26 protein-coding genes and 1 pseudogene are annotated in these 25,772 nt (G+C 54.3%); 23 read left to right on the plus strand and 4 right to left on the minus strand.

What is annotated here, in order from left to right; translation table 11 throughout:
• Positions 1-160: 160 nt before the first annotated feature.
• The 18 genes from P0119_20205 to cysE all read left to right on the plus strand — a co-directional run bounded on the left by P0119_20205 (position 161) and on the right by cysE (position 19,484).
• Positions 161-1,681 (plus strand): ABC transporter ATP-binding protein, encoded by a 1,521-nt coding sequence (locus P0119_20205; protein ID MDF0668378.1) that lies wholly within the window; start codon positions 161-163, stop codon positions 1,679-1,681.
• Positions 1,678-3,693: a macrocin O-methyltransferase gene (locus tag P0119_20210; protein MDF0668379.1), complete on the plus strand. Its 2,016-nt coding sequence runs from the start codon at positions 1,678-1,680 to the stop codon at positions 3,691-3,693. Before P0119_20205 ends, P0119_20210 begins: the two co-directional genes overlap by 4 nt.
• 191 nt (positions 3,694-3,884) lie before the next feature.
• The gene (locus P0119_20215; GenBank protein MDF0668380.1) at positions 3,885-4,730 is read left to right on the plus strand and encodes a class I SAM-dependent methyltransferase; all 846 of its coding nucleotides are present in this window, start codon (positions 3,885-3,887) and stop codon (positions 4,728-4,730) included.
• Positions 4,731-4,823: 93 nt separating this feature from the next.
• The gene (locus tag P0119_20220; GenBank protein ID MDF0668381.1) at positions 4,824-6,071 is read left to right on the plus strand and encodes a glycoside hydrolase family 99-like domain-containing protein; all 1,248 of its coding nucleotides are present in this window, start codon (positions 4,824-4,826) and stop codon (positions 6,069-6,071) included.
• A 301-nt stretch (positions 6,072-6,372) separates the two neighbouring features.
• Positions 6,373-7,317: a glycosyltransferase family 2 protein gene (locus tag P0119_20225; protein MDF0668382.1), complete on the plus strand. Its 945-nt coding sequence runs from the start codon at positions 6,373-6,375 to the stop codon at positions 7,315-7,317.
• 76 nt (positions 7,318-7,393) lie between these two features.
• A complete protein-coding gene (locus P0119_20230; GenBank protein MDF0668383.1) occupies positions 7,394-7,618 on the plus strand; it encodes a type II toxin-antitoxin system HicB family antitoxin in 225 nt (74 codons plus the stop codon).
• Positions 7,615-7,845, plus strand: coding sequence for a type II toxin-antitoxin system HicA family toxin (locus P0119_20235; GenBank protein ID MDF0668384.1), 231 nt, complete (start codon positions 7,615-7,617; stop codon positions 7,843-7,845). The genes P0119_20230 and P0119_20235 overlap by 4 nt, the downstream gene beginning before the upstream one ends.
• Positions 7,846-8,303: 458 nt before the next feature.
• Positions 8,304-9,278: a glycosyltransferase family 2 protein gene (locus P0119_20240; protein ID MDF0668385.1), complete on the plus strand. Its 975-nt coding sequence runs from the start codon at positions 8,304-8,306 to the stop codon at positions 9,276-9,278.
• Positions 9,271-10,149, plus strand: coding sequence for an NAD-dependent epimerase/dehydratase family protein (locus P0119_20245; GenBank protein ID MDF0668386.1), 879 nt, complete (start codon positions 9,271-9,273; stop codon positions 10,147-10,149). Before P0119_20240 ends, P0119_20245 begins: the two co-directional genes overlap by 8 nt.
• A gap of 248 nt (positions 10,150-10,397) precedes the next feature.
• On the plus strand, positions 10,398-10,880 hold the full coding sequence (locus P0119_20250; protein ID MDF0668387.1) for an HAD-IIIA family hydrolase: 483 nt from the start codon (positions 10,398-10,400) through the stop codon (positions 10,878-10,880).
• 9 nt (positions 10,881-10,889) lie between these two features.
• On the plus strand, positions 10,890-12,368 hold the full coding sequence (locus tag P0119_20255) for a mannose-1-phosphate guanylyltransferase/mannose-6-phosphate isomerase (protein ID MDF0668388.1): 1,479 nt from the start codon (positions 10,890-10,892) through the stop codon (positions 12,366-12,368).
• Between the two features lie 124 nt (positions 12,369-12,492).
• Complete coding sequence (locus tag P0119_20260) at positions 12,493-13,893, plus strand: phosphomannomutase/phosphoglucomutase (GenBank protein ID MDF0668389.1); 1,401 nt, start codon at positions 12,493-12,495, stop codon at positions 13,891-13,893.
• Positions 13,887-14,708 carry a DUF3108 domain-containing protein gene (locus tag P0119_20265; GenBank protein MDF0668390.1) on the plus strand — a complete coding sequence of 274 codons (822 nt, stop codon included), beginning with the start codon at positions 13,887-13,889 and terminating at the stop codon, positions 14,706-14,708. Before P0119_20260 ends, P0119_20265 begins: the two co-directional genes overlap by 7 nt.
• A 48-nt stretch (positions 14,709-14,756) precedes the next feature.
• The gene (gene fbp / locus P0119_20270) at positions 14,757-15,761 is read left to right on the plus strand and encodes a class 1 fructose-bisphosphatase (GenBank protein MDF0668391.1); all 1,005 of its coding nucleotides are present in this window, start codon (positions 14,757-14,759) and stop codon (positions 15,759-15,761) included.
• A gap of 235 nt (positions 15,762-15,996) precedes the next feature.
• Positions 15,997-17,550, plus strand: coding sequence for a DegQ family serine endoprotease (locus P0119_20275; GenBank protein MDF0668392.1), 1,554 nt, complete (start codon positions 15,997-15,999; stop codon positions 17,548-17,550).
• 70 nt (positions 17,551-17,620) lie between these two features.
• A complete protein-coding gene (gene ispD / locus P0119_20280; GenBank protein MDF0668393.1) occupies positions 17,621-18,340 on the plus strand; it encodes a 2-C-methyl-D-erythritol 4-phosphate cytidylyltransferase in 720 nt (239 codons plus the stop codon).
• Positions 18,337-18,822, plus strand: coding sequence for a 2-C-methyl-D-erythritol 2,4-cyclodiphosphate synthase (gene ispF / locus P0119_20285; GenBank protein MDF0668394.1), 486 nt, complete (start codon positions 18,337-18,339; stop codon positions 18,820-18,822). Before ispD ends, ispF begins: the two co-directional genes overlap by 4 nt.
• 23 nt (positions 18,823-18,845) lie before the next feature.
• Positions 18,846-19,484 carry a serine O-acetyltransferase gene (gene cysE / locus P0119_20290; protein ID MDF0668395.1) on the plus strand — a complete coding sequence of 213 codons (639 nt, stop codon included), beginning with the start codon at positions 18,846-18,848 and terminating at the stop codon, positions 19,482-19,484.
• Positions 19,485-19,553: 69 nt separating this feature from the next.
• Here the strand turns inward: cysE and P0119_20295 are convergent.
• From P0119_20295 to P0119_20305, 3 genes and pseudogenes are all read right to left on the minus strand, one after another.
• Positions 19,554-19,724: pseudogene (locus P0119_20295) on the minus strand (PsiF family protein).
• A 115-nt stretch (positions 19,725-19,839) separates the two neighbouring features.
• Positions 19,840-20,577 (minus strand): tRNA pseudouridine(38-40) synthase TruA, encoded by a 738-nt coding sequence (gene truA, locus P0119_20300; GenBank protein ID MDF0668396.1) that lies wholly within the window; start codon positions 20,575-20,577, stop codon positions 19,840-19,842.
• Between the two features lie 30 nt (positions 20,578-20,607).
• Positions 20,608-21,276: an N-acetylmuramoyl-L-alanine amidase gene (locus P0119_20305; GenBank protein MDF0668397.1), complete on the minus strand. Its 669-nt coding sequence runs from the start codon at positions 21,274-21,276 to the stop codon at positions 20,608-20,610.
• A gap of 546 nt (positions 21,277-21,822) precedes the next feature.
• Here P0119_20305 and P0119_20310 point away from each other — a divergent pair.
• Positions 21,823-22,344 carry an NYN domain-containing protein gene (locus P0119_20310; GenBank protein ID MDF0668398.1) on the plus strand — a complete coding sequence of 174 codons (522 nt, stop codon included), beginning with the start codon at positions 21,823-21,825 and terminating at the stop codon, positions 22,342-22,344.
• Here the strand turns inward: P0119_20310 and P0119_20315 are convergent.
• Entirely contained in the window at positions 22,331-23,098 is a 768-nt protein-coding gene (locus P0119_20315; GenBank protein MDF0668399.1) for a TatD family hydrolase, read from the minus strand. The genes P0119_20310 and P0119_20315 overlap by 14 nt on opposite strands.
• A 425-nt stretch (positions 23,099-23,523) precedes the next feature.
• Here P0119_20315 and exbB point away from each other — a divergent pair, with 425 nt between their 5' ends.
• Genes exbB through P0119_20335 form a run of 4 tightly spaced genes read left to right on the plus strand, consistent with a single transcriptional unit; the run spans position 23,524 to position 25,653 of the window.
• Positions 23,524-23,949, plus strand: coding sequence for a TonB-system energizer ExbB (gene exbB, locus P0119_20320; GenBank protein ID MDF0668400.1), 426 nt, complete (start codon positions 23,524-23,526; stop codon positions 23,947-23,949).
• A complete protein-coding gene (locus tag P0119_20325) occupies positions 23,939-24,313 on the plus strand; it encodes a biopolymer transporter ExbD (GenBank protein ID MDF0668401.1) in 375 nt (124 codons plus the stop codon). Before exbB ends, P0119_20325 begins: the two co-directional genes overlap by 11 nt.
• Positions 24,310-25,140 (plus strand): energy transducer TonB, encoded by an 831-nt coding sequence (locus P0119_20330; GenBank protein ID MDF0668402.1) that lies wholly within the window; start codon positions 24,310-24,312, stop codon positions 25,138-25,140. The genes P0119_20325 and P0119_20330 overlap by 4 nt, the downstream gene beginning before the upstream one ends.
• Before the next feature lie 54 nt (positions 25,141-25,194).
• Positions 25,195-25,653, plus strand: a complete 459-nt coding sequence (locus P0119_20335; protein ID MDF0668403.1) for a hypothetical protein — start codon at positions 25,195-25,197, stop codon at positions 25,651-25,653.
• Positions 25,654-25,772: the final 119 nt, after the last annotated feature.

Raw genomic sequence — 25,772 nt, forward strand, 5'->3', positions numbered from 1 at the left:
TGCTCCAGTCAGGTCCGAAATGAATGATCCTCGGTTTCCGGCACAACCGCCAGGCCCATCCGGCCGATGTGCAAGTGGGAAGTCATTGCTAGTGACGTGAACCTACTCATTGCCTGGGCCGGCTTCTGGTGGTTCCAAGAGACCTGTAAAGGAGTTGTTGATGTCTTCTGAGGGGCTTGCAAAAGAATCCTCGATTCCCTCGCCACTTTCCTGCGCTCTGGCGGAGGAGGGTCGTTCTGAGGGGGGGCAATCTTCTTCTCCTCAGCAACCCGCACAGGTGGCAGACGACGTCGCCATTCGCGTGCAAAATCTCAGCAAGTGTTATCACATCTACGACAAGCCGCATGATCGGTTGAAGCAGGCGATCTATCCACGCCTGCGGCGATTGATGGGCATGGAGCCGAAGAACTACGCCCGCGAATTCTGGGCGCTGAAAGATGTGTCGTTCGAAATTAAAAAGGGTGAAACTGTCGGCATCATCGGGCGCAACGGCAGCGGCAAATCCACTCTCTTACAGCTGATCTGCGGCACGCTTAGCGCGACCAGCGGCACGATCGAAACACAAGGCCGCATCGCAGCCTTATTGGAACTCGGCTCAGGCTTTAATCCAGAATTTACGGGACGAGAAAATGTCTATATAAACGCCTCGATCCTCGGACTGTCTCAGGCGGAAATTGATGCCAAGTTTGATGAGATTGTTGCCTTTGCTGAGATCGGCGACTTTATCGATCAACCGGTCAAAACTTATTCCAGCGGCATGTTTGTGCGTCTGGCTTTTGCAGTCATTGTTCATGTTGACGCAGACATTTTAGTAATAGATGAAGCGTTGGCCGTCGGAGACGTGTTTTTTAGGCAAAAATGTATGCGGTTTTTGAACAACTTTAAGATGAACGGCACGATCATCTTTGTCACGCATGATTCCTGTACGGTTGTGAGCTTGTGTGATCGTGCTATTTGGTTGGAGCGTGGTGAGGCTCAGTTAATAGGGGAGGCGAAACATGTTTGTGAAGCATATCTTGCCAGGCGTTATGATGCCGCGTGCTTTAATGCCCAAAAACAGATAACGGAAACTCCCTCTCTAAGTTTGGGAAGAAATGCGCTATCAAAACATGATGCACGCATGGACTTCATTAACCATTCAAATTTAAGAAATGATATTGAAGTATTTAGTTTTTCGTCAGAAACGCGCGGCTTTGGTAGCGGAGGTGGTACGATCACGAATGCGAGACTGACTGATTTAGCAGGAAGGCAACTTTCTTGGGTAGTTGGTGGGGAGATGGTGCGTATAGAAATCGAAGCTTTAGTCAACGTGGCTTGCAGTAATATTATTATCGGCTTTCAGTTGAAGAATGGACTTGGCCAAGCAGTATTTGACCAGAATTCTTACATGGCTTATTGTTTGAACCCGTTCGCAGCAAATCCGAATGAAGTAGTCAAAGGTATTTTTACGTTCCGGTTACCAATATTGCCGCCTGGTTCGTATACGGTGGACGTAGCAATTGCGGACGGCATACCTCCGAGTGTCATCCAATTACAGTGGTTACATGATGCCTTCAGTTTGGAATCTCATACCTCCAGCGTGGTGAGTGGTTTGGTTGGTTTGGTTTGTGATTCGATCGAGCTATATGGTCAAACGAAGGAATCCACGAACGTTCAGAGGGAACAGTGTCAAGGAATTTGAAACCTGCAGTCTTTCTGCATATCCAAAAGACAGCTGGCACAACAATTATTGAATTAGCCAGGTCTGCTTATGGAATTCATAACGTCATGAGCCATGACGACTATCTCAAGGGAATGGATTACTCTCCGTCCACAGGTGAGGTTAAGGTAGATGAAGGAGTGCTTGACGATTTCCATGGAATACCTTTTCTCTCCGGTCATTTCGGCTACGGCTTTGCGAAGCGCTATATGCCGGGTAGGTATTCGTTTACGTTTTTGCGCGATCCTATTGAAAGGATTTTGTCTTTCTATTATTTCTGCAAAGGCTCCGACCCAAAGAAATTTGCGCTTTATAAGCTAAGCCAGCAAGTGACATTAGATGAATTTCTACGGATGGGTTTGGTTGACCCGGAAGTCAAAAATTTCATCTGGAATAATCAGGTGTGGCAGCTCGCCTGCGGATTTGGTGTGTTGGATACTCGGCCGTTATCTGCTTTCGATGCAATCGAATTGCTTGAACTGGCAAGTAAACATCTCGATGAGTTTTCGTATGTGGGCTTTGCGGAAACCTTTGAGGCAGATCGAGATGCTATCTTTAGAGATCTTGGAATTGAGCCACCGGAAGCAAGGATCGTCTCAAATGCCAATCTGGGTCGGCCTGCCCATAGTGATTTGCCACAATCGACCAAGGACCTGTTGGTTGAATTAACCGAGCTTGATAGGGTGCTGTATAACAAGGTTTGGTTAAGAAAGGCGCCAGCCTTGAAAAGGGGTGGTAATGGGTGGTTGGGGATAAATATGACTTTAGAGCACGAATCGCCTCAGCAGCAATTACAGCATGCGCAGAATGACTACCTTGAACTGATGCAAGCTTGCCTGACCGGTAGTCTCTACAGAGATTGTTCTCAGGCACCATTTGGGCCGAAAACATTTAATTCTCAGCTTCGAGCCCATGGCCTCGATTGGCCGAGTCATGCACAAACGATGATCGGAGAGAAACGACTTGCGAACCTGCGAGTGCTTACCGAAGCTGTGATTGCCGACAATGTTCCTGGGGACTTGATAGAAACTGGGGTATGGCGCGGAGGCGCTTGCATCTTGATGCGCGCCGTTTTGTATGCCCATAACGTAAGCGATCGGTCTGTGTGGGTTGCCGATTCGTTCGGAGGATTACCACGCCCCAATGAGGCACAGTATCCGGCTGACGCTGGCTCCGACTTTCATACATACGCCCAACTTGCCGTTTCTCTGGATGAAGTTCGGGACAACTTCCGTGCTTATGGGTTGCTGGACGAGCAAGTAAAATTTCTCAAGGGCTGGTTCAAGGATACCTTACCGACTGCGTCGATAGGTCAATTAGCATTGATACGCCTCGATGGCGACATGTACGAGTCAACGATGGACGCATTGACCAATCTGTACCCAAAACTCTCGCATCAAGGGTACGTGATTATCGATGATTATCATGCGGTGCCTGCATGTAAAGCTGCCGTGAATGACTATTGCAGTAGGCATAGCCTAAGGCCAAATATCGTCGAGATTGACGGTGTCGGTGTGTATTGGAGAAAGTCAACAACGTCTAAGCGCGATGGAGTGAGTAATCAATTAAACCAGACAGTGGCGTCTACAGAGTTGCACATGGCTCGCCTTAGTCAGGCTGTAGCTGAGCTGAGTCGAAATGCCATTACCCACCTCAACCGGTCTTTGGCGGAGCAGGAAGAGCAGGTTACCACGCTCAACCAATCGTTGATCGAGCGGGATGAGCAGATTACCCGCCTCAACCGGTCTTTACTCGAGCGAGATGCACAGATCACCACCCTCAACCAGGCTGTGGTCGATCGGAATGCAGAATTGGCTGCTCTCTATACATCGACGAGTTGGAAAATAACCAAACCTCTTCGGGCTGTCAGGGAGTTTATACATGGCATGCAACCAAGCAGTAGAGATTCTGAAATTAGAAAGACTCTTATGAATCAGCCGCCTCCTGAACGCCCTGCTGCGGATGGAGAATCGCGAAGCTTAACCGGACGATGACATACATCTAAACCAGCGGGAGGTCCCCACCTGTAAAGGTGGGGGAATCTATAACACAACGTACGATTCCGTCAATTGCGCGCATCCGAAGCGAATTCAATCCGGCCCATAGTTAGCTTGGAAATTCATAAAAGAGATCTTGAAACGTCCGATAGCATCGAGCAACAGCCAGATCATCAACTTAGCGGTCAGTGAATACCGAATCTAGGCACAATTACGAATACGCAGTGGATCTTGCCGCACAAACCGCGCCTGCGTATGTCGTACAGCTGGTTGGCTCGTCCAAGCGTGTGCTGGAGGTCGGCTGCGGGCCAGGTTCGATCACCAAGCTGCTGACGCAGCATGGGCAATGCCGGGTGACGGCCCTTGAGCTGGATCCAGAAGCGATTACAAAGGCCGCACCCTATTGCGAAGCAATCATGCAGGCCGATCTGAATTCTGCAGAGTGGCCGCAGTTGCTTGCTGGTGCGGAGCGCTTTGATGTCCTTGTGGCGGCAGATGTGCTCGAGCATCTGTATGACCCATGGACGACACTGCGACGAATGATTCCTCTGATCAATCCAAACGGTTATCTTGTAATCTCCCTTCCGCATGTTGGTCATGCAGCCGTCGCGTCGTGCTTGATCAATGGAGATTTTGAATATCGCGACTGGGGGTTGCTCGATCGTACGCATATCCGTTTCTTCGGTTTCAAAAATATCAAAGAATTGTTTGCTCAAGCCGACCTCAAGATTATTGAGGTCAGGTATGTTGTTAAGCCGCCTGAGGACACCGAGTTTGCGGCGAGTTGGTGCCGACTCTCTGCAACAGTGCAGGATGCGCTGAAAAGTAGCGAGCATGCCGATGTGTATCAAGTCGTCGTCAAGGCTGTGCCGCTCAGCTATTCTGGTGATGCTGTCCCGCTGGTGCCTCCGCAACCACTGCGCACAGGGGGTACTATTCCCGCATTGTGGAAGAGACGTATCGCCAATCGCTTGAGCTATCAAGCCAAACAGCGGATTCGCCTAGGTCTCAGTTTGTTTGGGATTCGTGTCTAACAAGTTGTGACTGCCACACCTCTTTCCAGTCGGCCATTCAACGACGTGGGAGAAGTAAGGACGTGTGCTCATTTGGCTTCTGATAAGCAGTCTTTGCCAAAGCTGATCGCTTTTTTTCTGCCGCAATTTCACCCGATTCCAGAGAATGATACATGGTGGGGAAAGGGCTTCACCGAGTGGACGAACGTCACAAAGGCGAAGCCCTTGTTCGACGGACATTATCAGCCACACCTTCCGAGCGATCTTGGTTTCTATGATCTCCGGCTAAGGGAAACCCGACACGAGCAGATCAGGCTTGCCAAACGGTTTGGAATCGATGGCTTCTGCTACCACTATTACTGGTTTTCTGGGACACGGCTTCTCCATAGGCCGCTCGACGACATGCTGGCGGACCGGGAGAGCGATATGCCGTTCTGTCTTTGTTGGGCCAATGAGAACTGGACCAGGCGGTGGGACGCAGCCGAACATGAGATTCTGATCGCGCAAAAATACCTGCCCGATGACGACATCAACTTCATCAAGAGCCTCATTCCATTTTTTAGAGACCCTCGCTACATTCGCCTGAATAACGAGCCCCTCTTGATCGTGTATCGGCCGCAACATTTACCGGATGCGCGAAAGACGGCCAAAGTGTGGAGAGACTATTGCGCGACCGTTGGTATCGGGAACATTCATCTTTGCGCCGCGCTGACTCACGGCAACGAAGATTATACGAAGTTTGGCTTTGATAGCGGCGTTGAATTCCCGCCCCACAACATGAAGTCGGCAAACATCAATGGCACGATCAAGTTCTACGAGACGTTTCGAGGCAATGTGATGCAGTACGCTACGATTGCGCAATCGTATCTCGATCGCACGTACGGCCGGGCAAAAGTCTTCAAAACGGTCTTCCCAGCATGGGATAACACAGCGCGCACCAGCGATCGGGCACTGATGGTGCTTAACGGAACTCCAGAAAACTACGAGTACTGGTTGTCGTCCACTATCGACCATGTTCAACGAACAGGCAAGGGCGATCAACTCGTATTCCTCAATGCGTGGAACGAATGGGCGGAGGGCTGTCATCTTGAGCCTGATCGTCTGTGGGATCACGGGTTTCTCCAAGCTACCTTGAATGTCAAAAACGGTTTGCGCAGGTTTACGGCCTTCCAGGACATGGGCTTGCCTCACAAGCATGAAGCACCTCACCGGATGTTCTGGAGGGATGTGGGTGATGCGGTTCGCTACCACGTTTGGCTAAAGTTCGGCAATCTAAAGCGTGCTGTCAATCGGCGACAGCGGCTGCGCCTCATGCTGCTGCCTGTCATAAGGTCGTTGCGGGCTTTGAGCGGAAAATTGTGATGGACTCCGATTTGGTTAGAGCCTATCTAAATACCGTTTTATTGAGGGTAGTCCGAATGTGGACTATCAGCTGGGGGTTTGGCCCAGCACACGTTCCCTCCATTCAAAACTACTCGGATTATGTGAGTAACACCCCACGTAGTAGCTGTTGAAGCCCCTGCCCAGTTCTGACTAGGTTCCTCTCGATAACAAGCCAGGTCCCTGCGTTATGACCCCTGTGCGCTCGGTGTGATCGGCATTTTCTGGCTCCTGCTGGCAAGGCGACCATCCGACTCGATCTGCGAGAATAATGTGGCCCAAGGTGACAGTTGTCATTGTCAACTGGAACGGAGAACGCTTCCTAGGTCAATGCCTGTCGGCAGTACTGGCACAGACGGTCATTCCAAACGAGATCATTCTGGTCGATAACGCGAGTTCGGATGCGTCGCTCGATATTGTCCGGCGTTATCCGTCGGTGCGTGTGCTGGAACTGAACGAGAATCTTGGCTTCGCACAAGGCAACAATGTGGCAATCGAGGCTGCTGCTGAGTCCGACTGGATCGCCTTGCTCAATCCGGATGCATTCCCCGAACCGTATTGGCTGGAGGCGTTACTGTCGGCGGCGCGGGAGGATCCTGAATTCGATGTCTTCGGCAGCAAGCTGGTGAACGCCGCCGATCCGTCTGTATTGGATGGGGCTGGCGATGTGTATCATATGAGTGGCCTGGTTTGGCGTATGGGGCACCGTGTTCCCGTGGCTTCCCTTTCAATGAAGGCATCCGAGGTATTCTCACCCTGTGCGGCGGCGGCATTGTATCGGCGGCAAGCATTGGTGGATGCTGGTGGGTTCGATGAGGACTATTTTTGTTATGTGGAGGATGTGGACCTTGGATTTCGCCTACGCTTGGCGGGGCACAAAGCTATGTATGTGCCGGACGCGGTGGTTCACCACGTGGGATCGGCGACTACCGGTGGACAGCACAGTGATTTTTCCCTGTATCATGGACATCGCAACTTAGTCTGGACATTTGTGAAAGACGTGCCGGGTATGTTGTTCTGGCTGCTGTTGCCGCTGCATGTAACGTTGAATCTGGTCAGTATCGTCTGGTTCGCACTGCGCGGTCAGGGTAGGGTGATCTTGCGCGCGAAGTGGGATGCTATCAAAGGCTTGCCGAAGATGTGGCGTAAGCGACGGACAATCCAATCGACCCGCATCGCCACAGTGCGTGAGATTTGGCGGTTGATGGACAAGCGCTTACTTCATTGAGGTAAGTCGGCCCCGGGGAGGTGTGAGCGAAACGTTGCAGCTTGTGGTAGGGTAGTAAAAAAGGTAGGAGAACACCATGACCGATTATAATTACACCGCGATCATAGAGCGAGACGAAAGTGGCGGCTTCCACGCTTTCTGTCCCGCGCTTCGGGGTTGCCATTCGCAGGGCGATTCTTACGAAGAAACGGTGCAGAGTATTACAGAGGCTGTCCAACTGTATATCGAAAGCCTGAAAGCCCATTCGGAACCCATTCCCTCCGAGGATGTAATCATCAAGCCCATCCACGTGGCTGCATGAGCCCGCTTCTTCCACAGGTCAAAGCTAAGGACCTGATCCGTGTAGCAAAGCAGCTTGGTTTTGAACTGGACCGTCAGAAAGGCAGTCATGCCGTCTTTTACCGCCCTTCCGACAAAGCCCGCGTCGTCATCCCCGTCCATGCAGGCTGCGATATTAAGCCAAGAACTTTGCATGGCATTATCGACGATATGCGGATCACACCTGAAAAATTCAAAGAGCTTTTGTAGCGCCGCCTAACCCTGCCGTTCTACTAGATCTCGGTGAAGGGGGAGAAGTGTGAACCCCCCGTCTTTGCCGGGGGTCATTTAACTCCGTTCGAGCGGCGATAAGAACCGTCGCGTATTGTACGTGGGCCCTGGACGGGGCGGCGTGATCTTGCGAGCCAAGCGCGATGCGCTGCTGAGGTTGCCGAAGATGTGGCACAAGCGGCGGGCGATCCAATCGACTCGCATTGCCACAGTGCGTGAGATTTGGCGTGTGATGGACAAGCATGTCCTTCCAGTAAGGTAAGGCTATCCCAGCTTAGTGCCGCTCCCCAAAATGGTGTTTTAGAAGAGCAGGATTTCTCAGATCGCCTCCCTGTCTTATGCAGATTGCGCGGCATCGACTGGTTGACTTGCGCGATAGGCCTGGCCTAAGTTTAAGGCTCAGCCACAGCTTAGCGAAATCTCGCTAAGGAATACAAATGCTGAGCACGACGAGCTCCGACCAACAACTCGCCTCATTACCACGTTGCTCAGGCAACCTCGAGACATGTTCGACCTCCGATGCAGTATCGCTGATTATCGTGAATTATAACGCAGGTGGTCTTCTTAAGGACTGCGTCTCGTCTGCCGCGCATCAGGTGGAGGAAGTGATTGTGGTCGACAACGCTTCAACCGATGGGAGTCTAGAAAAAGTTGAGGCTCTATTCCCATGTGACCGCAAATTGAAGATTGTTCGTAATCGAGAGAATCTTGGGTTTGCCGCAGGCTGCAATATCGGAGTTGATCATTCGACAGGTAGTTGTCTGTTATTTCTAAACCCTGATTGTGTCCTGGAACCGGATTCTGTGAAGCGTCTCACCCAGACGCTGAAGGACTGCCCTGAAGTTGGAATGGTCGGTGGTTTGTTGGTGAATCCCGACGGGACAGAACAAGCGGGGGGGCGGCGGGCCATTCCAACGCCATGGCGGTCCTTTGTGCGAGCATTCGGTCTGTCGCGTTTCGCAGGGCGTTGGCCGCGGCTGTTTTTTGATTTTCACTTACACAAGCAGCCGTTGCCGACTCACTCCATCGAGGTCGAGGCCATTTCAGGTGCGTGCATGCTGGTCCGCCGCGCTGCGATGCAAGCCGTCGGGCATTGGGACGAGGGCTATTTTTTGCATTGTGAGGACCTGGATTTTTCCATGACCTTGCGAGGCAAGGGCTGGAAGATCATGTTTGCACCTGATGCCAGGATCGTTCATGCCAAAGGAGGCTGCAGCCACTCTCGCCCAATATTTGTCGAATGGCATAAGCACCGTGGGATGATGCGATTTTATCGTAAGTTTTTCCAGCATCAGTACCCAGGCCCTGTGATGTGGCTGGTGGCACTCGGTATCTGGCTACGATTCGGCTTGATCGTCTCCTACCTTTCCGCCTTGCTGATGCTTCGTCGGCTCGGGATGCAGCGTGGATGAAGGGGAGCATACCGGTTTGGTCGGGGCGAACAGTCTGGTCGGTCGATGTCTGATCCCGCGACTGAGTAAAGATGGACGGCACACGGTTGCATTTTCTAGGCAGCCACCTGCAGGCAAAACTGAAGCCGGCGTGACGTGGCTCCGGCTTCCTACGTCTCTGCCGACCTGTTCCGAGGTTTCCTCGATCAAGGATTGGTTGTGCGTGGCTCCTATCTGGGTGTTGCCTCAGTATTTTGGAGTGATCGAGGCCCTTGGTGCCCGCCGAGTGGTGGCACTGTCCTCCACCAGCCTTTTTGTCAAGGGTGATTCGTCGGATCAGGGTGAGCGGGATATTGCACGCCGTTTGGCCGGGGGAGAGCGGGCCCTGCGTGTCTGGGCAGAGGCACAGGGGGTGGAGTGGGTCATTTTGCGTCCCACCCTGATCTATGGATGCGGACGAGATAAGAATCTCTCCGAAATTGTACGCTTTGTACGGCGATGGGGCTTTTTCCCTCTGATGGGACAGGCGGGGGGCTTGCGTCAGCCTGTGCATGCGGAGGATGTTGCAACAGCATGTGTATCGGCACTGAGTATGCCGGCTGCAGCAGACAGGACGTACAACCTTTCAGGCGGGGAGACCTTGCCTTACCGAGAGATGGTGTGCCGCGTCTTTGCCACGATCGGCAAGTTGCCACGCCTGGCGACAATACCGCGGTGGTTGTTTCGATTAGGAGTGACAGCGTTGCGTCTGTTGCCTCGGTATCGGCATTGGACAGTAGAGATGGCCGAACGCATGAACCGCGACCTGGTGTTTGACCATGCCGATGCAGCACGGGACCTAGGCTTTTCACCAAGGCCCTTTCGGCTTTCGCCTGAGGACTTGCCGATATGAATATTCCGCTTGTGGTTGTGGAGGTTGTGATGGAAGCGGTTTCACGGTTTGCGGCCAAAGTCTACTGACGACTCCTGTACAACTGTTGATCGGTGGGGCATGTTTTTGTCTTGCAAAGGCATACTTGTCGGGTATCATAGGTTTCGCCGAAGTTAGTCTAGGTCAACCCCTTGGTATCAGCAGGCAAACCAGCAAAACGAAGTTCTGCAAGCAGGGGGCTATCCCTCACAGTACTGAAAGGGATCCGCCTGTTTGCGACTGATGTGGATGGAGTCCTCACCGATGCCGGCATGTATTATTCCGAGTCGGGTGATGAGTGGAAGAAGTTCAACACCCGTGATGGAATGGGGATCAAATTGCTGCAGAAGGCCGGCCTTATCACAGCGATTGTGACGCAGGAACGAACCAGGCTGGTCGCTCGCCGGGCGGAAAAGCTTGCTATTTCCGAGCTTCATCAGGGGGCGTTCGACAAGTTGCCCGTGATCCGCGACATGGCGATGCGACATGGCATCTCACTCAGGCAAGTTGCGTACATCGGTGACGACGTCAATGACATCGAGGCCTTGCAGGCAGTAGGATTCTCAGCGGCTCCGGCGGATAGTCTTCCGCAAGTGTTGAAGATCGTCAACTATGTTTGCCGACACAAGGGGGGAGAGGGGGCTGTCAGAGAGCTCGCCGAAATAATACTGTTGTCTCGGAGCGAGGCAAAGAGCATCAAGCGACGACGTTAAGGAAATCTTATGGCGCGCAAATCCATACTGTATCCGGTGATTATGGCGGGAGGGAGCGGGACCAGATTTTGGCCGTTGAGCCGCCATCTGTTCCCCAAGCAACTCTTGCGGATCAGTGGGGAGTACACGCTCATTCAACAGACCATGCGGCGGGTCATAGGCTGTGCGCCGGCCGCCAACGTACTGATTTCGACAAATTCAGCGCAAGCCGACCTCATCCGTGCGCAATTGGCCGACTGGAAAGAGGAGCTCACGAATGGATTCCTCCTCGAGCCGGAAGGGCGTAACACGGCGCCTGCCATTGCGTTGGCGGCGCTCGAGGTGCTGACACGTGATCCTGACGGCCTCATGCTGGTGGTGCCAGCTGACCATGTGGTGACAGGACAGCGCGACTTTGAGACTGCGGTCCGATTGGCCTCACAATTGGCGGCCGAAGGCTACTTGGTCACGTTCGGGATCAAGCCGATCAGGCCGGAGACTGGTTACGGCTACATCAAACCGAAGGGTAAAACGCTCCTGGGTCAACAGGGAAAGTTGCGAGGGTATCTCGTTCAACAATTCGTGGAGAAGCCTAACGCTGCTAAGGCAGCTCAGTACGTGAAAGCAGGCGGCTATTTTTGGAACAGCGGCATGTTTGTTTGGCGTGCCGCAACGATCTTGGAGGAGATAGGCCTTCACCAGCCGGCGATCATGGCCGCAATGGAACGGATCAGGAAGCTGAAAATAGACGGTGTCCCAAAGCAGTCGATCGACGATGTCTATCGCCGAATCGCGTCGGTCTCTATCGATACCGGTGTCATGGAACGGTCGTCGAAGGCAGCCGTGGTGCCGGTGACGTTTCAGTGGTCTGATGTCGGGAGCTGGGGCAGCTTGGACGAAGTGGCGGAGAAGGACAGGGCCGGCAATGTGGTCGCCGGACGGGTGATCGACCTGGAGAGCGAGCACTCGATCGTCTATGCGGATCGTCGTGTCGTAGCGACGATCGGGCTGCAAAACATGGTGGTGGTGGACACTCCGGATGCCACGCTGGTCTGTCCGAAATCTCGAGCGCAGGATGTAAAAAAGATCGTCGACATCCTGAAACAGCAACAGGCGCCCGAACATTTGGAACATCTGACCGTTCAGCGCCCATGGGGATCATATACGGTGCTGGAAGAAGGTCCGGGATTCAAAGTCAAACGTGTTACGGTGAACCCAGGTGGTCGCCTCTCACTCCAGATGCATCATCAACGCAGCGAACATTGGGTGGTGATCAGCGGTACCGCACGTGTGACAAGGGATCAGGAGGTGTTCGATTTAAAGGTTGGCGAGAGTACGGCCATTCCGGTAAAAACCAAGCATCGATTGGAAAACCCCGGGCAGGAGACGGTGCATATTATCGAGGTGCAGAACGGGCCCTATCTTGGTGAGGATGATATCGTGCGATTCAAGGATGACTACGGAAGGGACGTTAATCGTGAAGCGTTAAACGTGAAACGCGAGACGTGAACGCACTCGAGGCGGTATTGAGGGCGATCTCAGTTGTGAATGGATTCTGCGGTAGCTATCAAGAGCAAGGACGTCATCCAGCAGGTGACGTTTAACGGCTAACGATTCACGGATAACGAGGCTCATGGGACTTTTTCGAGAATATGATCTCCGAGGAATTGTCGGTACCGAATTGACCGAGGATCTGGCCGAACGGTTGGGCCGAGCCTATTCCACGTATGTGAGTGTACGTGGGGTGAACCGGATCAGCGTGGGGCGCGATGGTCGGTTGAGTTCCCCCTCTCTTCACAAGGCGCTTCTGAAGGGGTTGCTTGCCGGCGGGTTGGATATTATCGACATCGGAATTTGCCCTTCCCCCTTGGTGTACTTCTCATTGTTTACCTTGCCGGTCGGCGGCGGCATCATGATCACCGGGAGCCACAACGCGGCTGAATATAATGGATTCAAGATCTGTGTCGGCAAAACCGCCATCCATGGAGAAGAAATTCAAGAACTTCGAAGAGTGATGGAAGAAGGCACGTTCGTATCAGGAAGCGGACATCTCTCCGAGCATCCGATCATTCCCGACTATCTGGCGTATATCCGGAAAAACTTCTCTCATGTCCAAGCGAGGCGACTGCATGTCGTGATCGATAGCGGAAACGGTGCGGCCTCTCTTGTTGCGAAACAAGCCCTTGAATTGTTGGGATGTAAAGTAACGGGGCTCTATTGCGATCTCGACGGACGCTTTCCCAATCACCATCCGGACCCCACGGTCCTCGAAAACCTCTCCGACCTCATGCGAGCAGTGAAGGAGCATGGGGCCGATGTGGGAATCGGGTATGACGGGGATGCGGACCGAATCGGGGCTGTCGACGAACAGGGCAATGTTCTGTGGGGAGACCGCCTCCTGGTTCTCTACGCGAGAGATATCCTGGCTGTGAAGCCGGGCAGCACTATCATCTCGGAAGTCAAGGCATCGCAGAGTCTTTACGATGACATTGTCAAGCGCGGCGGACGCGCCATCATGTGGAAGACCGGCCATTCGCTGATGAAGGCGAAAATGAAGGAAGAGGCGGCGGTATTGGCCGGTGAAATGTCGGGGCACATGTTTTTTGCCGATCGATATTTCGGGTATGACGATGCAGTGTATGCCTCGTGCCGGCTCGTAGAAATATTGGCGAAGGCCGGACAGCCGCTTTCCGCTTTAGTGTCGGATCTGCCCCGGTCGGTCGTCACGCCAGAGATACGAGTGGATCTTCCTGATACCGTCAAGTTCGATGTCGTTGAGCGGATTCGCCAGAGCTTCACCGAGTACTTGATGACCAGGCAAGGCCTCGGGCCGAAAAAACTGACGCTTCAAAACCTGATCACGATCGACGGCGTCCGTGCGATATTCGATGAGGGATGGGGGCTGGTCAGAGCTTCCAACACCCAACCAGCCTTAGTATTGCGATTTGAAGCAACCTCTTCCGCACAACTCAACATCATTCGGGCGCTCATAGAAAATGAACTCGCGTCGGCGAAGCGAGCGCTCGGGTGCTAAGACTATTCTCTTTCGGACTTGCCCACATTCGTGTTCCGACCAGCATCTGCCATTCTGCCGTCGTTTCAGCTCTGGTACTCCTTGTCGGTTCAATCGATGCAGAAGTGCTGGGCGAAACGATACGGCCATTCCAGATCGGAGAACGGCTGACGTACGAGGTCTCTTGGCTCGATATGCCAGCTGTGATCGCTGTGATGGAAGTGGCCCCGACGGCAGGGTCGAGGGGTGAAGCAGTTGCCAGGTTGGTTGGGACGGCGCAATCAACACCGATCATTACCAAGTTCTTCCCGATAGATAACCGCGTTGAATCTGAACTGGATCTCGAGACTCTCGCTCCAGACCATATGACGTTCCGCCGGCGCGAAGGCAAGAGGAAGGAAGACATCGAGTACCTGTTCCATCAAAAAGAGGGCATGGTCACGACCGTCGGAGAAGGAACAACTGAGTCGCTCCCCATTCCAGCCGGGACCCAGGATATCATGTCATGCTTGTACTATGCGCGTACGAGGTTGCCGCCGAATCCAGGCGCCTCGCTAAAAATGAATGTGTATCATGAGAAAAAAAATCGTCCGATCGAGGTTCGTGTTGAGGCTATCGAGACCATTGAAGGAGCATGGGGAAAGACGGAGACCCTTCGGGTGCTTGTGATGATGCCGTTCTATGGGCTGTTTATGCATCAGGGCAACATCCGCGTTTGGGTCACGAATGATGAACGGAGGACCCCTGTTCGGATGAAAGCGAAGGTCGTGCTTGGATTGATCGTGGCCAATCTGATCGATGGCCTCGCAAATCGGGACGCAATGCAAGGGTCTTGAGATAGGTCGTTGTTCGCACAGGTCAAACCCGGTATACTGAACACTAGCATGAGAGAATTTCCCCTTACTTTAAGCCGTTTTATCATTCAGAGTCAGGCTTCGCATCCAGGCGCGACAGGGGAATTTTCGAACCTTCTGACCCAGATCGGTCTCGTCGGCAAGCTCATTTCGCAGGATCTTCGTCGAGCCGGATTGATCAACATCCTTGGAGCGACCGACGAGACGAATGTGCAGGGAGAAACGGTCAAGAAGCTGGATGCCATCGCCAATGACGACTTTGTCAAAGTCTTTCAACACAGCGGGTATGTCTGCGCCCTGGCCTCGGAAGAAATGGAAAAACCGATCTCGATTCCGGACAATTGGCCGCACGGCAAGTACATGTTGCTGTTCGATCCGCTCGATGGCTCCTCTAACACGGACAACAATATGCCGCTCGGGGCTATATTCTCCGTCCTGAAGTACGACCGGGACGATCGGTTGCCTACCGAGGGGGAGTTGATGCGTCGAGGGACCGAACAAATCGCGGCCGGGTATCTCCTGTACGGGTCCAGTACCATGCTGGTGTATACCGTGGGACAAGGTGTGTATGGATTCACGCTCGAACCAAGCATCGGAGAATATCTCCTGTCGCACGAAAGGATCAAGATTCCGGAAAGGGGCAGGGTCTACGCTGTCAACGAAGGAAATTGCCACAAGTGGTCGGAGGGAACGAAGAAGTTTGTGGCTTCACTCAAAGTCAGCGACAAGGCGACAGGCCGTCCGTATAGCAGCCGCTATTCGGGTTGTCTGGTGGCCGATGTGCACCGCCTGTTGCTCGGCGGAGGAATTTATCTCTATCCGGGTGAGGTCGACAAACCGGATGGGAAACTCCGGCTGCTCTATGAGGCCAATCCGTTGGCGTTTGTCGTCGAGCAGGCCGGCGGAAAAGCCTCAACGGGGACATCGAGAGTGTTGGAAGTGGAGCCCAAGAAATTGCACCAGCGTGTGCCACTGATCATCGGAAGCCGACAAGATGTCGAACAAGCTGAAATGTACATTCAGGGGAAAGCCTAGGTGCCTAGTAAAGACTAGATGCGTAGTTATGTGGTACTGTGATGTTGTTGAGAAGAGATTGTGGAAGACCCGGTTCAAGGATTTCTGAGCTGGTGTGGCAGCGATAAGGTCGAGGTTGAAACCAACATCGCGAGTTTCCTACAGCCCGAAACAGTGGCCGGGACCGAAAAGCCTGTCATGGTAGTGGCGAGGTTCAGTGAGCCTTGCGTAGCCTTGATAAGAGTGCATCGACCCCATGAATCAAATAGATTTTGACCGCAAACCGTCCCAGAGAACCAGAAGGTGGCTTGTTGCCGCAACCCTGTTGACGGCTGGGATCATCATTGGATTTGTGGTTGCATCGGACCTTGGCTGGCTACCCACCGGGCATGCGGTTCCTGATTCTTCTTCTGTCGTTCAGCCCCCTCCTCCGATTGTCAGACCAGTCTCGACCGCCCCTCAGCCCCTGCTGGGCGGCAGCAATCAAACATTTGTCGACATTGCAAAGTCGGTAAAACCGGCCGTGGTGAATATCTACGCGACCAAAAGCGGACGTGGTGAAGGCTCCGGTACTGCGCCGTTTGACGACCCATTGTTCAGAAAGTTTTTCGGCGACGAGTTTTTCAGGAAGTTCGAACAGCCGAAGGAACGAAAAGAGCGAGGACTTGGGTCCGGGGCGATCGTCGATTCAAATGGATTGATCATCACCAACAATCATGTCGTCGGCAAGGCGGATGAAATTCGCGTCACTTTGTCGGACAAACGAGAATTCAAAGCGAAACTGATCGGCACTGATCCAAAGACCGATGTGGCCGTCGTGAAGATCGACGCGACGGGGCTTCCGACCGTAGCCTGGGCCGATTCAGACAAACTAGAAGTCGGAGAGTTTGTCCTGGCCGTCGGGAATCCATTCGGACTCACCCAAACCGTCACCTTGGGAATCGTCAGTGCCCTAGGGCGAGCCGCCGGCATTGCCGAGTACGAAGATTTCATCCAGACGGATGCGGCCATCAACCCGGGCAACTCCGGTGGACCCTTGGTCAATGTGCGGGGCGAGTTGGTAGGGATCAATACAGCCATCTTCAGCCAGAGCGGCGGAAACATGGGGATCGGTTTTGCCGTGCCGAGCAATATGGCTATGTCCATCATGAACCAGCTCGTACAAACTGGAAAAGTTGTCCGTGGCTGGCTTGGTGTATCTATTCAGGAGTTGACGCCGGAATTGGCATCCCAATTTGGTATCACGGAGACGAAGGGTGTGCTCGTGAGTGATGTCATGGACGACAGCCCGGCGAAAAAGGCCGGATTCGAACGAGCCGACGTCATCGTCGAGTATGACGGCAAACCCATGGATTCACCGACTCACTTGCGCAATGCAGTGGCTCAAACGCCGGTTGGGAAAAAAGTTACGATCAAGTTCATTCGTGATAAGAAACCGAAAACGGTCGATCTCACCATCGCCGAGCAGCCCAAGTCGATGTCGCAAAACGGCGAAGCCGATGGAGGGGAATCGGCCACCCCGACCGGTGTGCTCTCCAGCCTTGAGGTCCGAGACTTGACCCAAGAGTTGGCAAGTCGGTACGGGCTGAAGTCGAGTGAGCGGGGCGTGGTGATCGTTCGGGTCAAGCCCGGGAGTACGGCCGAAGAATTGGGAGTTCGCGAGGGCGATATCGTGCTGGAGGTGAATCGCCAAGCTGTGGCGTCTGTGAAAGTTTTTGAGCGGGTTGCGGATAAGCTGCCGAAGGATCAGGCGGTTTTATTGCTGCTCAAACGGCAAGGAAGGACGATCTATCTCACCCTTCGCCCGTGAGGGTCTGCGGACCTGGGTAGAACTTGCGCGATCGCTTCCCGAATAGAACCGAACAACTGAGTTTCACCTCGTGAGTAATCGCACTGTTGCCCTTGTCCCTGCCGCTGGGCGGGGGCTTCGCATGGGCGGCTCGGTACCCAAACAATTTCTCGTACTCGGCGGCCAGCCGCTCGTCCTCCATTCGCTCCGTGTGCTTCAAGCGTCTTCCGTCATCGAGGAAATCATTCTGGCGGTTCCCCAGAACGAGATGGACTATTGCCTCAATGAAATCGTGGCGAAGCATCGGTTTACCAAGGTGACGAAAGTAGTGCCAGGAGGACACGAACGGCAAGACTCCGTCAGGCATGCGCTTGAGGCGGTCCATGACGATGTCGATGTGGTGTTGGTGCATGACGCAGTTCGTCCGTTTCTCACCGAACATATGGTGGAAGGAGTCGTGAAGGCGGCTCAGACCATGGGAGCGGCAATTATCGCCCTTCCCATGAGGGATACCGTCAAGCAAGTGAGAGCCGATCGTGTCATTGAACACACGGTTGATCGGCGGTCCTTGTGGCTCGCTCAAACCCCGCAAGCCTTCCGTCGAGACTGGCTGGTGGCAGCCCATCGCAAGGCTCATGCTGAAGGGGTCCGTGCAACCGATGATGCCTATCTGATGGAGTGGGCCGGACATCCCGTGTCTGTCGTCGAAGGAAGCGGCGAAAACATCAAAGTCACGAGGCCGGAAGACATGGTGATCGGCGAAGCGATCTTGGCATCGCGCCGATTGAGCGGAAGCAGAGGATCGGCATGAGGACGGGATCTCGCATCGGCTATGGGTACGATGTCCACCCGCTCGGAGCGGATCGTCGATTGATCCTGGGAGGGATTGAGATTCCACACATAAAAGGATTGCTCGGCCATTCTGACTCCGACGTCCTTGTTCACGCGATTTGCGATGCTCTATTGGGAGCGATGGGGGAGGGGGATCTCGGTCGGCACTATCCAAGTTCCGATCCCAAGTATAAGGGGATCTCAAGTTTGAAACTGCTGGAAGACGTCATGGCGAAGCTGAAAGCGAAGGGGTATCGGGTGGGAAACATCGACAGCGTGATTGTGGCCCAGGCCCCTCGGCTCGGGCCTCATCTTCCAGCGATGCAGAAGAAAATAGCGGAAACTGCCGGCATCGAGCCGGATCTCGTCAATGTAAAGGTGAAAAGTGGGGAAGGCTTGGATGCGGTCGGACGTGAAGAGGGGATGATCGCGCATGCCGTGTGTTTAATAGAACCGGTTTGACGTCAGAATAAGCGTACCACGTGATGTTAGCGAAAATTAAGCAAGATCTCCAAGCCGTTTTTGACCGAGATCCGGCGGCCACAAGCAAGCTCGAAGTGATCCTCACCTATGCGGGCTTCCACGCATTGCTCGCCTATCGCATCTCCCATTGGCTCAAGTCATACGATGTACCGATCCTGCCGCGCGTGATTTCGCAATTGGCCCGCTGGGTGACCGGGGTGGAGATCCATCCTTCCGCCAAGATCGGGACCGGCTTTTTCATCGACCATGGGATGGGAGTTGTGATCGGGGAAACGGCGGAAATCGGGGATTATGTGACCCTCTTCCAAGACGTAACATTGGGAGGAACGGGCAAGGAACGTGGCAAGCGGCATCCGACGCTCGGCAATCATGTGGTGGTGGGAGCCGGTGCGAAGATTCTCGGCGGCATCAAGATCGGTGATAACGTCAAGATCGGAGCGAATTCAGTCGTCTTGAAGAACGTGCCTGCTAATTCGACGGTGATCGGTGTACCGGCCCGCGTCATCAAGTCCCAGGGCGAACGCCTACCTGACGCGACCATGGATCAAGTCGATCTGCCCGACCCAATCAGTGATCGGTTGATTGCTCTTGAACAGGAATTGATCGAACTCCGCAAAAAAGTCGATGATCGGAATTCTTGACCGACCTTGCTCTCGCTTGGGGTTCCTACAGCTGCAGCGAACAGTTACTCTGCCACTGGGAATTCTTGTTCAATCACCGGCTGCACTGGTAGCTGAGGCCTCGAGTTTGGCTGTTGGTGCGGCACGAGCCACGCAGGCTGCCTGAATGTTCGTCGATAGGCAGGTGCTCATAAAGTCTTTCAGCTCGTCGCCCTTCAGCTTCTGCTCGCCCGCCTCTTTGTTGCACGTCTTCGTCTTATTCTGCTGAGCCTCCTTGCCGCCCTGGGGTTTCTCCGGCTTGGCGGATAGATACTCCTTCCGAAGTACCTTCCATTCATCCTTCGTTTCTTCGGCCTATCGAGCTTAATCTGAAGCGTTACTCGTAGTCGACCCGCACCAGGAAGAGCCCATGCGGAGGAGCTGTTTTACCGGCAGCTGAACGATCGCGCGCATTGAGGATGCTCTTGAGGCTGTCGGGCGTGCGCTTGTGCAAGCCGACCTCCGCGAGTGTGCCGACGATCGAGCGCACCATCTGTTTCAAAAAGCGGTCGGCATAGGCCTCGATTCGCAGTCGATTTCCTTCTCGGAAGACGGTGAATCGCCGCAGATGACAGATGAGATCGTCGTTGTCGGTCGGCTGGGTCTGAAACGAAGAAAAGTCGTGTGATCCGATCAGAGCCATCCCAGCCTTATTCATCGCAGCGTCGTCGAGAGGCTGATGGATATGCCAGCAATAGTCGCGCTCAACTGCCGGACGCTCCGGGCGATTTAGGATGCGATATTCGTACAATTTGCCCTGAGCCGAATGCCTTGCGTGGAATGTGTCCGGCATGGGCGCGGCTGCTCGCACCACGATGCTCTTTGGGAGATGAGCGTTCAGCGCCCTGGTCCATTCCCGGGGCGTCATATCACGGTCGATACGAAAACTCGCGACCTGACCAAGCGCGTGCACTCCCGCGTCAGTGCGCCCCGCTCCCATGACGGATACACCGGTTTGAGTAACGCCTAGAATAGCTGTTTCGAGAGCTTCTTGGATCGTCGGTCGGTTGGGCTGACGCTGCCAGCCTGCGTAGGCCGTGCCGTCATATTCGAGAATCAGCTTGATGATTGGCATGGAGCACGTGGATGGCGATGGGTGGCACGGTCATCGGATGTTCTGCCGATTATTGGTGAGAAACGAAACAATACCATGGTAGAGGGACTGAGCGACATCCCGGACGAACGCCGGGTTTCTAAGGAGAGCTTCTTCGTCAGGGTTAGAAATATAGGCGATCTCGGTCAGGATGCTCGGCATGCTCGTAAACCTCAATACATAAAATGGTGCCGTCTTGACGCCATGGTCGTTGACCACGTATTGCCCGTTCAACCGGGAGACCATGGATTCCTTGGCGTTCCAAGCGAGCTCCAGAGATTCCTCGATCTTCTTCGCCGTTAAGAGATCCGCTACGAGGTATTCCCATCCGATCCCGGTGTTGCTGATCGGGGTGCCGTTTTCCCGTGCCGCGACCTCGAGAGCCCGCTGATCCTTGGCCTCTCCGAAGTGATAAATTTCGATCCCTTTGACCGCGCGTGATGGATGAGAGTTGACGTGAATGGAGACAAAGAGATCGGCTTCGTTCCTGTTTGCAAACCTGGCTCGATCCTCCAGGTCAATGAACATATCACGGTCCCGGGTCATCAACACGCGTACGCCGGGCCGTCGGCTTAGGAGCTCACGAAGCCGGAGTCCTACCTTGAGGGTAATATCCTTCTCCTCGGTCCTTCTGAGGCCTCGTGCGCCAGGATCTTTCCCACCATGGCCGGGATCGATCACAATGGTTGTGTATCCCTTGGCGCGCGATGTTATGGGTTGTGAGGCTGGGAAAGTCGACTGCTGAGGGACTCCATGCGAGTCAGGTTGGTGAGGAGGGACTTGTGCAGGGGGCGGAGTCACGTCCATGACTAAGCGAGGCGGATGAGAAGGAGCGAAGTGTCTATCAGGATCCAAGGCCAGTCTGGTTCTCTCTGGGCTCGTCAGCACACGGAAATTGCGAACGGTCACGGGAGTAAGGGAAGCGGTCATTCTTGCTGGTCGGCTGTGTCCCGATGACATCACCGGCAGAGGATGATGATCATGGGACGTCCAAGCCCAGGCCGCCTGGATGAGGCTTCCGTATGCGGACAGGAAGACGGTACTGGACAAGAGAAGGGTGAGAGACTTGATTGAAAGCAGCCGAGGCTTTCGTACGCGCATGGGCCTCTATCAGTCGAAGACAATGGGAGACTATTCTCAGATGTCTGCCGCCTTGTCAAGAATTACACCGGTTGGCTATGCGGAGTTCGGATTGACTGTTTGCTCATGACCGCGATAGCGTCAGGTATGCCGACGCATCTGATCGTCGATGGGTATAACGTGCTGGCTGGCGCCGGAAGTCTTTCCGGACACCTTGAATCGGCCCGCGAAACGTTGGTGCACGATCTTGCGGCCTATCGGCATCGAAAGAATTACATCATCACAGTCGTATTCGACGGCTGGCAGCAAGGCCGATCATCGGAGCAACGGGAGCATCGTGCCGGAGTCCAAGTGATCTATTCAAAACGGGGTGAGCGAGCGGATCAGGTCATCCAACGGTTGGCACGGGGGTATGGGGCGGATTGTGCGGTTGTCAGTTCCGATCACGAGATCATGAATGCGGCCAAAGCCCATGGGGCCTTTACCATGGGTGCTCGGGAGTTTGCTGGGAAGCTCCGCATGTCATCGGGGGCGGTCGGCACTGTACCATACAAAGAACTAGATTCTGGCGACGACACCCGCCCGAGACGCGGACCGGAGAAGAAGGGAAATCCTCGCAAGCTTCCAAAGGCGCAACGGCAGCGAGACCGCCGACTCAGGCGATTTTGAACAGTCGCTTGGCATTCACGGTGGTTATTCTCTGCACGTCGTCGAGGGAGAGTTCGGGATGGAGCCCGGCAAGTTGCTTGGCCACCTGGGATACGTAGGCTGGTTCGTTACGTTTCCCCCGGTAGGGAACGGGCGTGAGATAGGGACAATCGGTCTCGATGAGCACGCGATCTAACGGGGTGTGTTTGGCGACCTCGCGCAGCGGAGTCGCGTTTTGAAACGTGAGGATTCCTGAAAACGACAGGTAGAACCCAAGCTGCAAAGCTTCTTTCGCCAGGCGGCTATCTCCGGAAAAACAGTGGAATACCCCACCAACCTCCGACGCTCTCTCCTCCTTCAGAATCGCAAGCGTATCCTCTTGGGCTTCCCTTGTATGAATGATCACGGGCAGCGCGAGCTCGCGTGCAAGCTGAACCTGTTCGCGGAACCGATCGCGCTGTTCTTTTGGCGAAGAGTGATTGTAATGGTAGTCCAGCCCGATTTCCCCATAGGCCACCACGTTTTTGTTCTCCGCCAGACGCCGGAATTCATCGTACCAGCCGTCCCGGACATGTTTGACCTCATGGGGATGGACGCCGACCGACGCGTACACGAAGGGATATCGCTCAGAGAGCGCGACGGCCGCTTGGCTGGTCGGTAGATCACAGCCAATGGTGACGAATGCCTCGACCCCGGTCTCTTGGGCGCGGGTGATGACAGCCTCTCTGTCTTCGTTGTATCGAGCATCATCGAGATGTGTGTGGGTGTCGATCATCGGAGGCATCGTAACATGGGCGATTACTCCGGAGATAGTCGAATAGGCCGCTGAATGGCGGAAGCCATCAAATTGGTCGGTCGTGGAACTGTCGAAGCTAAGGAGAGGGAGTGACAGAACGAGACGTGTGATCCACGGACCTCAATTATCACAATCAATGCCGAGGCCGAGATGAAATAGGCCATCGGTGAGAGACCAGAGTACTTTACCTCCAGAGCCCAAGATCGCCAGGTAGCGGTCTTGGGCTTTTTATTGTCGGCCGATATGGAATGGATAGGTCAATGTCGCCGACGTTCCAGTGATTAGGGAGGCGAGCTGAAGATTAGACAATTTCATGGTGAGGGTTTTGTACGCTCAATCGTCTCCTATATGAAGTGGTGCCGTCGGGAATGTTCAGCGTCGGCTCAGAAACAAGGAATCGCAACATGGACGCGCTTAAAGATCTAGTGGATTACGGAATCATTGGGCTGCTCTTAGCGCTCAGTCTCTGGGCACTGGCCGTGGCGGTGGAACGGTGGCTCTACTATCGACGTGTGAGCCTCAATCAGTTCGAGAATATTCAGATCATGGAAATAGACCTGACAAAACGGCTGGTCGTGATCGGAACGGTGGCTGCCAACGCGCCGTACATTGGTCTCTTGGGGACCGTGTTGGGGATTATGTTGACGTTCCATACGATGGGCATGTCGGGAACAATGGCGGTCAGTGCCATTATGGTCGGGTTAAGCCTGGCGCTCAAGGCGACGGCTATCGGACTGTTGGTCGCGATCCCGTGCGTTGTGCTGAACAACATCCTCAGGCGTCGTGTCGCCGAACTGCTTACCCTGTACAAGGTGCAGCATGGAGCGTGAGCTGAATCAGATCAATGTCATCCCTCTCGTGGACGTGATGCTGGTTCTCTTGGTCATTGTCCTGACCACGGCCACGTTCATTTCGACGGGACAAGTGCCGGTCGAACTGGCAAAAGCGAAGGAAGTCAGCGATCACCAGGACGTGCCGCTGATGATTACCTTGACGTCCGATGGCCGGCTGTTTCTGAACGACCAACCAGTCCCGGACAATGGGCTGGCGACTGCCTTGAACGATCATCCTCGCGAGTCAGCGGTCGTATTGCGGGCTGATCGAGTGACCGTCTTGGAGCGGTTCGTGGGAGTGGTCGACGAAGTGAGGGGACTTGGATTTAAGCAGGTGAGTCTTGAGGTCTTGCGATCATGACGACCATTGAGCTCAGTCAGGTCGGCGTGAGTGCTGTCGTCGACACGAGTGCGGTCGGCGAGCAGGCCCGGGGGTGGACGGTCTCCCTGCTGCTTCATGGCGTGGCCGTGGCAGGCGCGCTTTTCCTCATGACGGAAATCGACAAGCCGATTCTGCCGGAGTCGTTTCACTGGGACGTCTCGATGGTGGAAGCACCGACGCAATCTGAAGCGCCGCCGGCCGAACCGGTGGTTCAGCCTCCTCCTTCGCCCGTCACGCCGAAGCCACCCGTCAGACCGACATCCAAGCCGATCGCTCAACAACCTCAACCAATGATACAACAGGAGTCTGTGGTCACCCACGCAGAGCCGGTGATGGAATATGCTCCCGTAGAGACGGCTGAAAATCAGGTCGTCACATCGGAGGCCGCCGTCGCACAAACGGTCGAACCATCAACCCCGCAGAGGGTTGAGCAGGCATATCCGGTCGAATCCCAAGGACCTGCCGTGGAGCACCGAACGGTTCAATATCGGCAGGTTCAGTATCGTCGAACCCAAACGGACTACGGCTGGCTCCGCGACATGCTTTGGGAACGGATCGAAGAATTAAAGCGCTATCCGGCGCTGGCAAGAACCAACCATTGGGAAGGCAGGGTCGTCGTCCAGGCAGTCATCAAGGCGGACGGGACAGTGGGAGATCTCAGTGTCGCTGAAAGCTCAGGCCACCCGCTGCTGGATGAGGAGGCGTTGGTGGTCATGAAGAAAGCATCCCCGTTGACGCTCAAACATCAATTGGAGAGGTCGCAGATTACCATTCTGGTTCCGATCAGTTATCGATTGGACGGGTAACGAGCGGAGCAAGGGACTCTAGTCGAGTGGAACACATACACAAGGAGAATCACGATGAATCGCCGGACGATCAGACGCTCAATCATTCGCACCACGTCATTCATATCCGTAATTGGGACGCTTTGTCTGTTTGGCGATCTAGCCTGGGCCCAGAACAAGAGCGAGAAAGCCTTCCATGCCGTGGCGGTTGATGCGAAGAGCGTTGAAACAGACGTCAAGAACGTCTCCTTTTATTACGAAGAAAAGATCAGCGAAACCGCGTTTGTGCCGCACGAGATGCGGGAACTACCCGTGAAGCGTGGTACTGCCACCGTCAAAATCAAGTTCGACGGTATCAAACATATCGACCTCAAGCCGTCAGGTAACGGCACAGCGCCGAATGTGACCATTACACTCAACGATGGCAAAACGGGTGAGTTTATCTTGGCCGTCGCAGGCAGTTTCAAAGGGCAATCCGAATTCGGGGAAGTCGAATTGCCGGCTGCGGAACTGAGAAAGCTCACATTCAAGTAGGCTTTCTTCGCCGGACCACAGCATTCGACGAACGGGGTAGGGCCATGAATGAGTCTCGCGTGTCGGCCGCATTAGGTATGGACGTCCGGTGCCACTGCGGGAAGCTGGTGGCTCGCTGG

It is taken from the genome of Nitrospira sp., from assembly GCA_029194665.1.
Lineage (GTDB): Bacteria > Nitrospirota > Nitrospiria > Nitrospirales > Nitrospiraceae > Nitrospira_D.

Excerpts from the sequence above, each read along its gene's own strand:
- cysE (MDF0668395.1), top strand. The coding sequence starts at position 18,846 with ATGTTAGCGAAAATTAAGCAAGATCTCCAAGCCGTTTTTGACCGAGAT.
- P0119_20310 (MDF0668398.1), top strand. The coding sequence starts at position 21,823 with ATGCCGACGCATCTGATCGTCGATGGGTATAACGTGCTGGCTGGCGCC.
- ispF (MDF0668394.1), top strand. The coding sequence starts at position 18,337 with ATGAGGACGGGATCTCGCATCGGCTATGGGTACGATGTCCACCCGCTC.
- P0119_20235 (MDF0668384.1), top strand. The coding sequence starts at position 7,615 with ATGAGCCCGCTTCTTCCACAGGTCAAAGCTAAGGACCTGATCCGTGTA.
- P0119_20240 (MDF0668385.1), top strand. The coding sequence starts at position 8,304 with ATGCTGAGCACGACGAGCTCCGACCAACAACTCGCCTCATTACCACGT.
- truA (MDF0668396.1), bottom strand. The coding sequence starts at position 20,577 with ATGCCAATCATCAAGCTGATTCTCGAATATGACGGCACGGCCTACGCA.
- P0119_20255 (MDF0668388.1), top strand. The coding sequence starts at position 10,890 with ATGGCGCGCAAATCCATACTGTATCCGGTGATTATGGCGGGAGGGAGC.
- P0119_20335 (MDF0668403.1), top strand. The coding sequence starts at position 25,195 with ATGAATCGCCGGACGATCAGACGCTCAATCATTCGCACCACGTCATTC.
- P0119_20325 (MDF0668401.1), top strand. The coding sequence starts at position 23,939 with ATGGAGCGTGAGCTGAATCAGATCAATGTCATCCCTCTCGTGGACGTG.
- fbp (MDF0668391.1), top strand. The coding sequence starts at position 14,757 with ATGAGAGAATTTCCCCTTACTTTAAGCCGTTTTATCATTCAGAGTCAG.
- P0119_20275 (MDF0668392.1), top strand. The coding sequence starts at position 15,997 with ATGAATCAAATAGATTTTGACCGCAAACCGTCCCAGAGAACCAGAAGG.
- exbB (MDF0668400.1), top strand. The coding sequence starts at position 23,524 with ATGGACGCGCTTAAAGATCTAGTGGATTACGGAATCATTGGGCTGCTC.
- P0119_20260 (MDF0668389.1), top strand. The coding sequence starts at position 12,493 with ATGGGACTTTTTCGAGAATATGATCTCCGAGGAATTGTCGGTACCGAA.
- P0119_20315 (MDF0668399.1), bottom strand. The coding sequence starts at position 23,098 with ATGATCGACACCCACACACATCTCGATGATGCTCGATACAACGAAGAC.
- P0119_20330 (MDF0668402.1), top strand. The coding sequence starts at position 24,310 with ATGACGACCATTGAGCTCAGTCAGGTCGGCGTGAGTGCTGTCGTCGAC.
- P0119_20230 (MDF0668383.1), top strand. The coding sequence starts at position 7,394 with ATGACCGATTATAATTACACCGCGATCATAGAGCGAGACGAAAGTGGC.
- P0119_20205 (MDF0668378.1), top strand. The coding sequence starts at position 161 with ATGTCTTCTGAGGGGCTTGCAAAAGAATCCTCGATTCCCTCGCCACTT.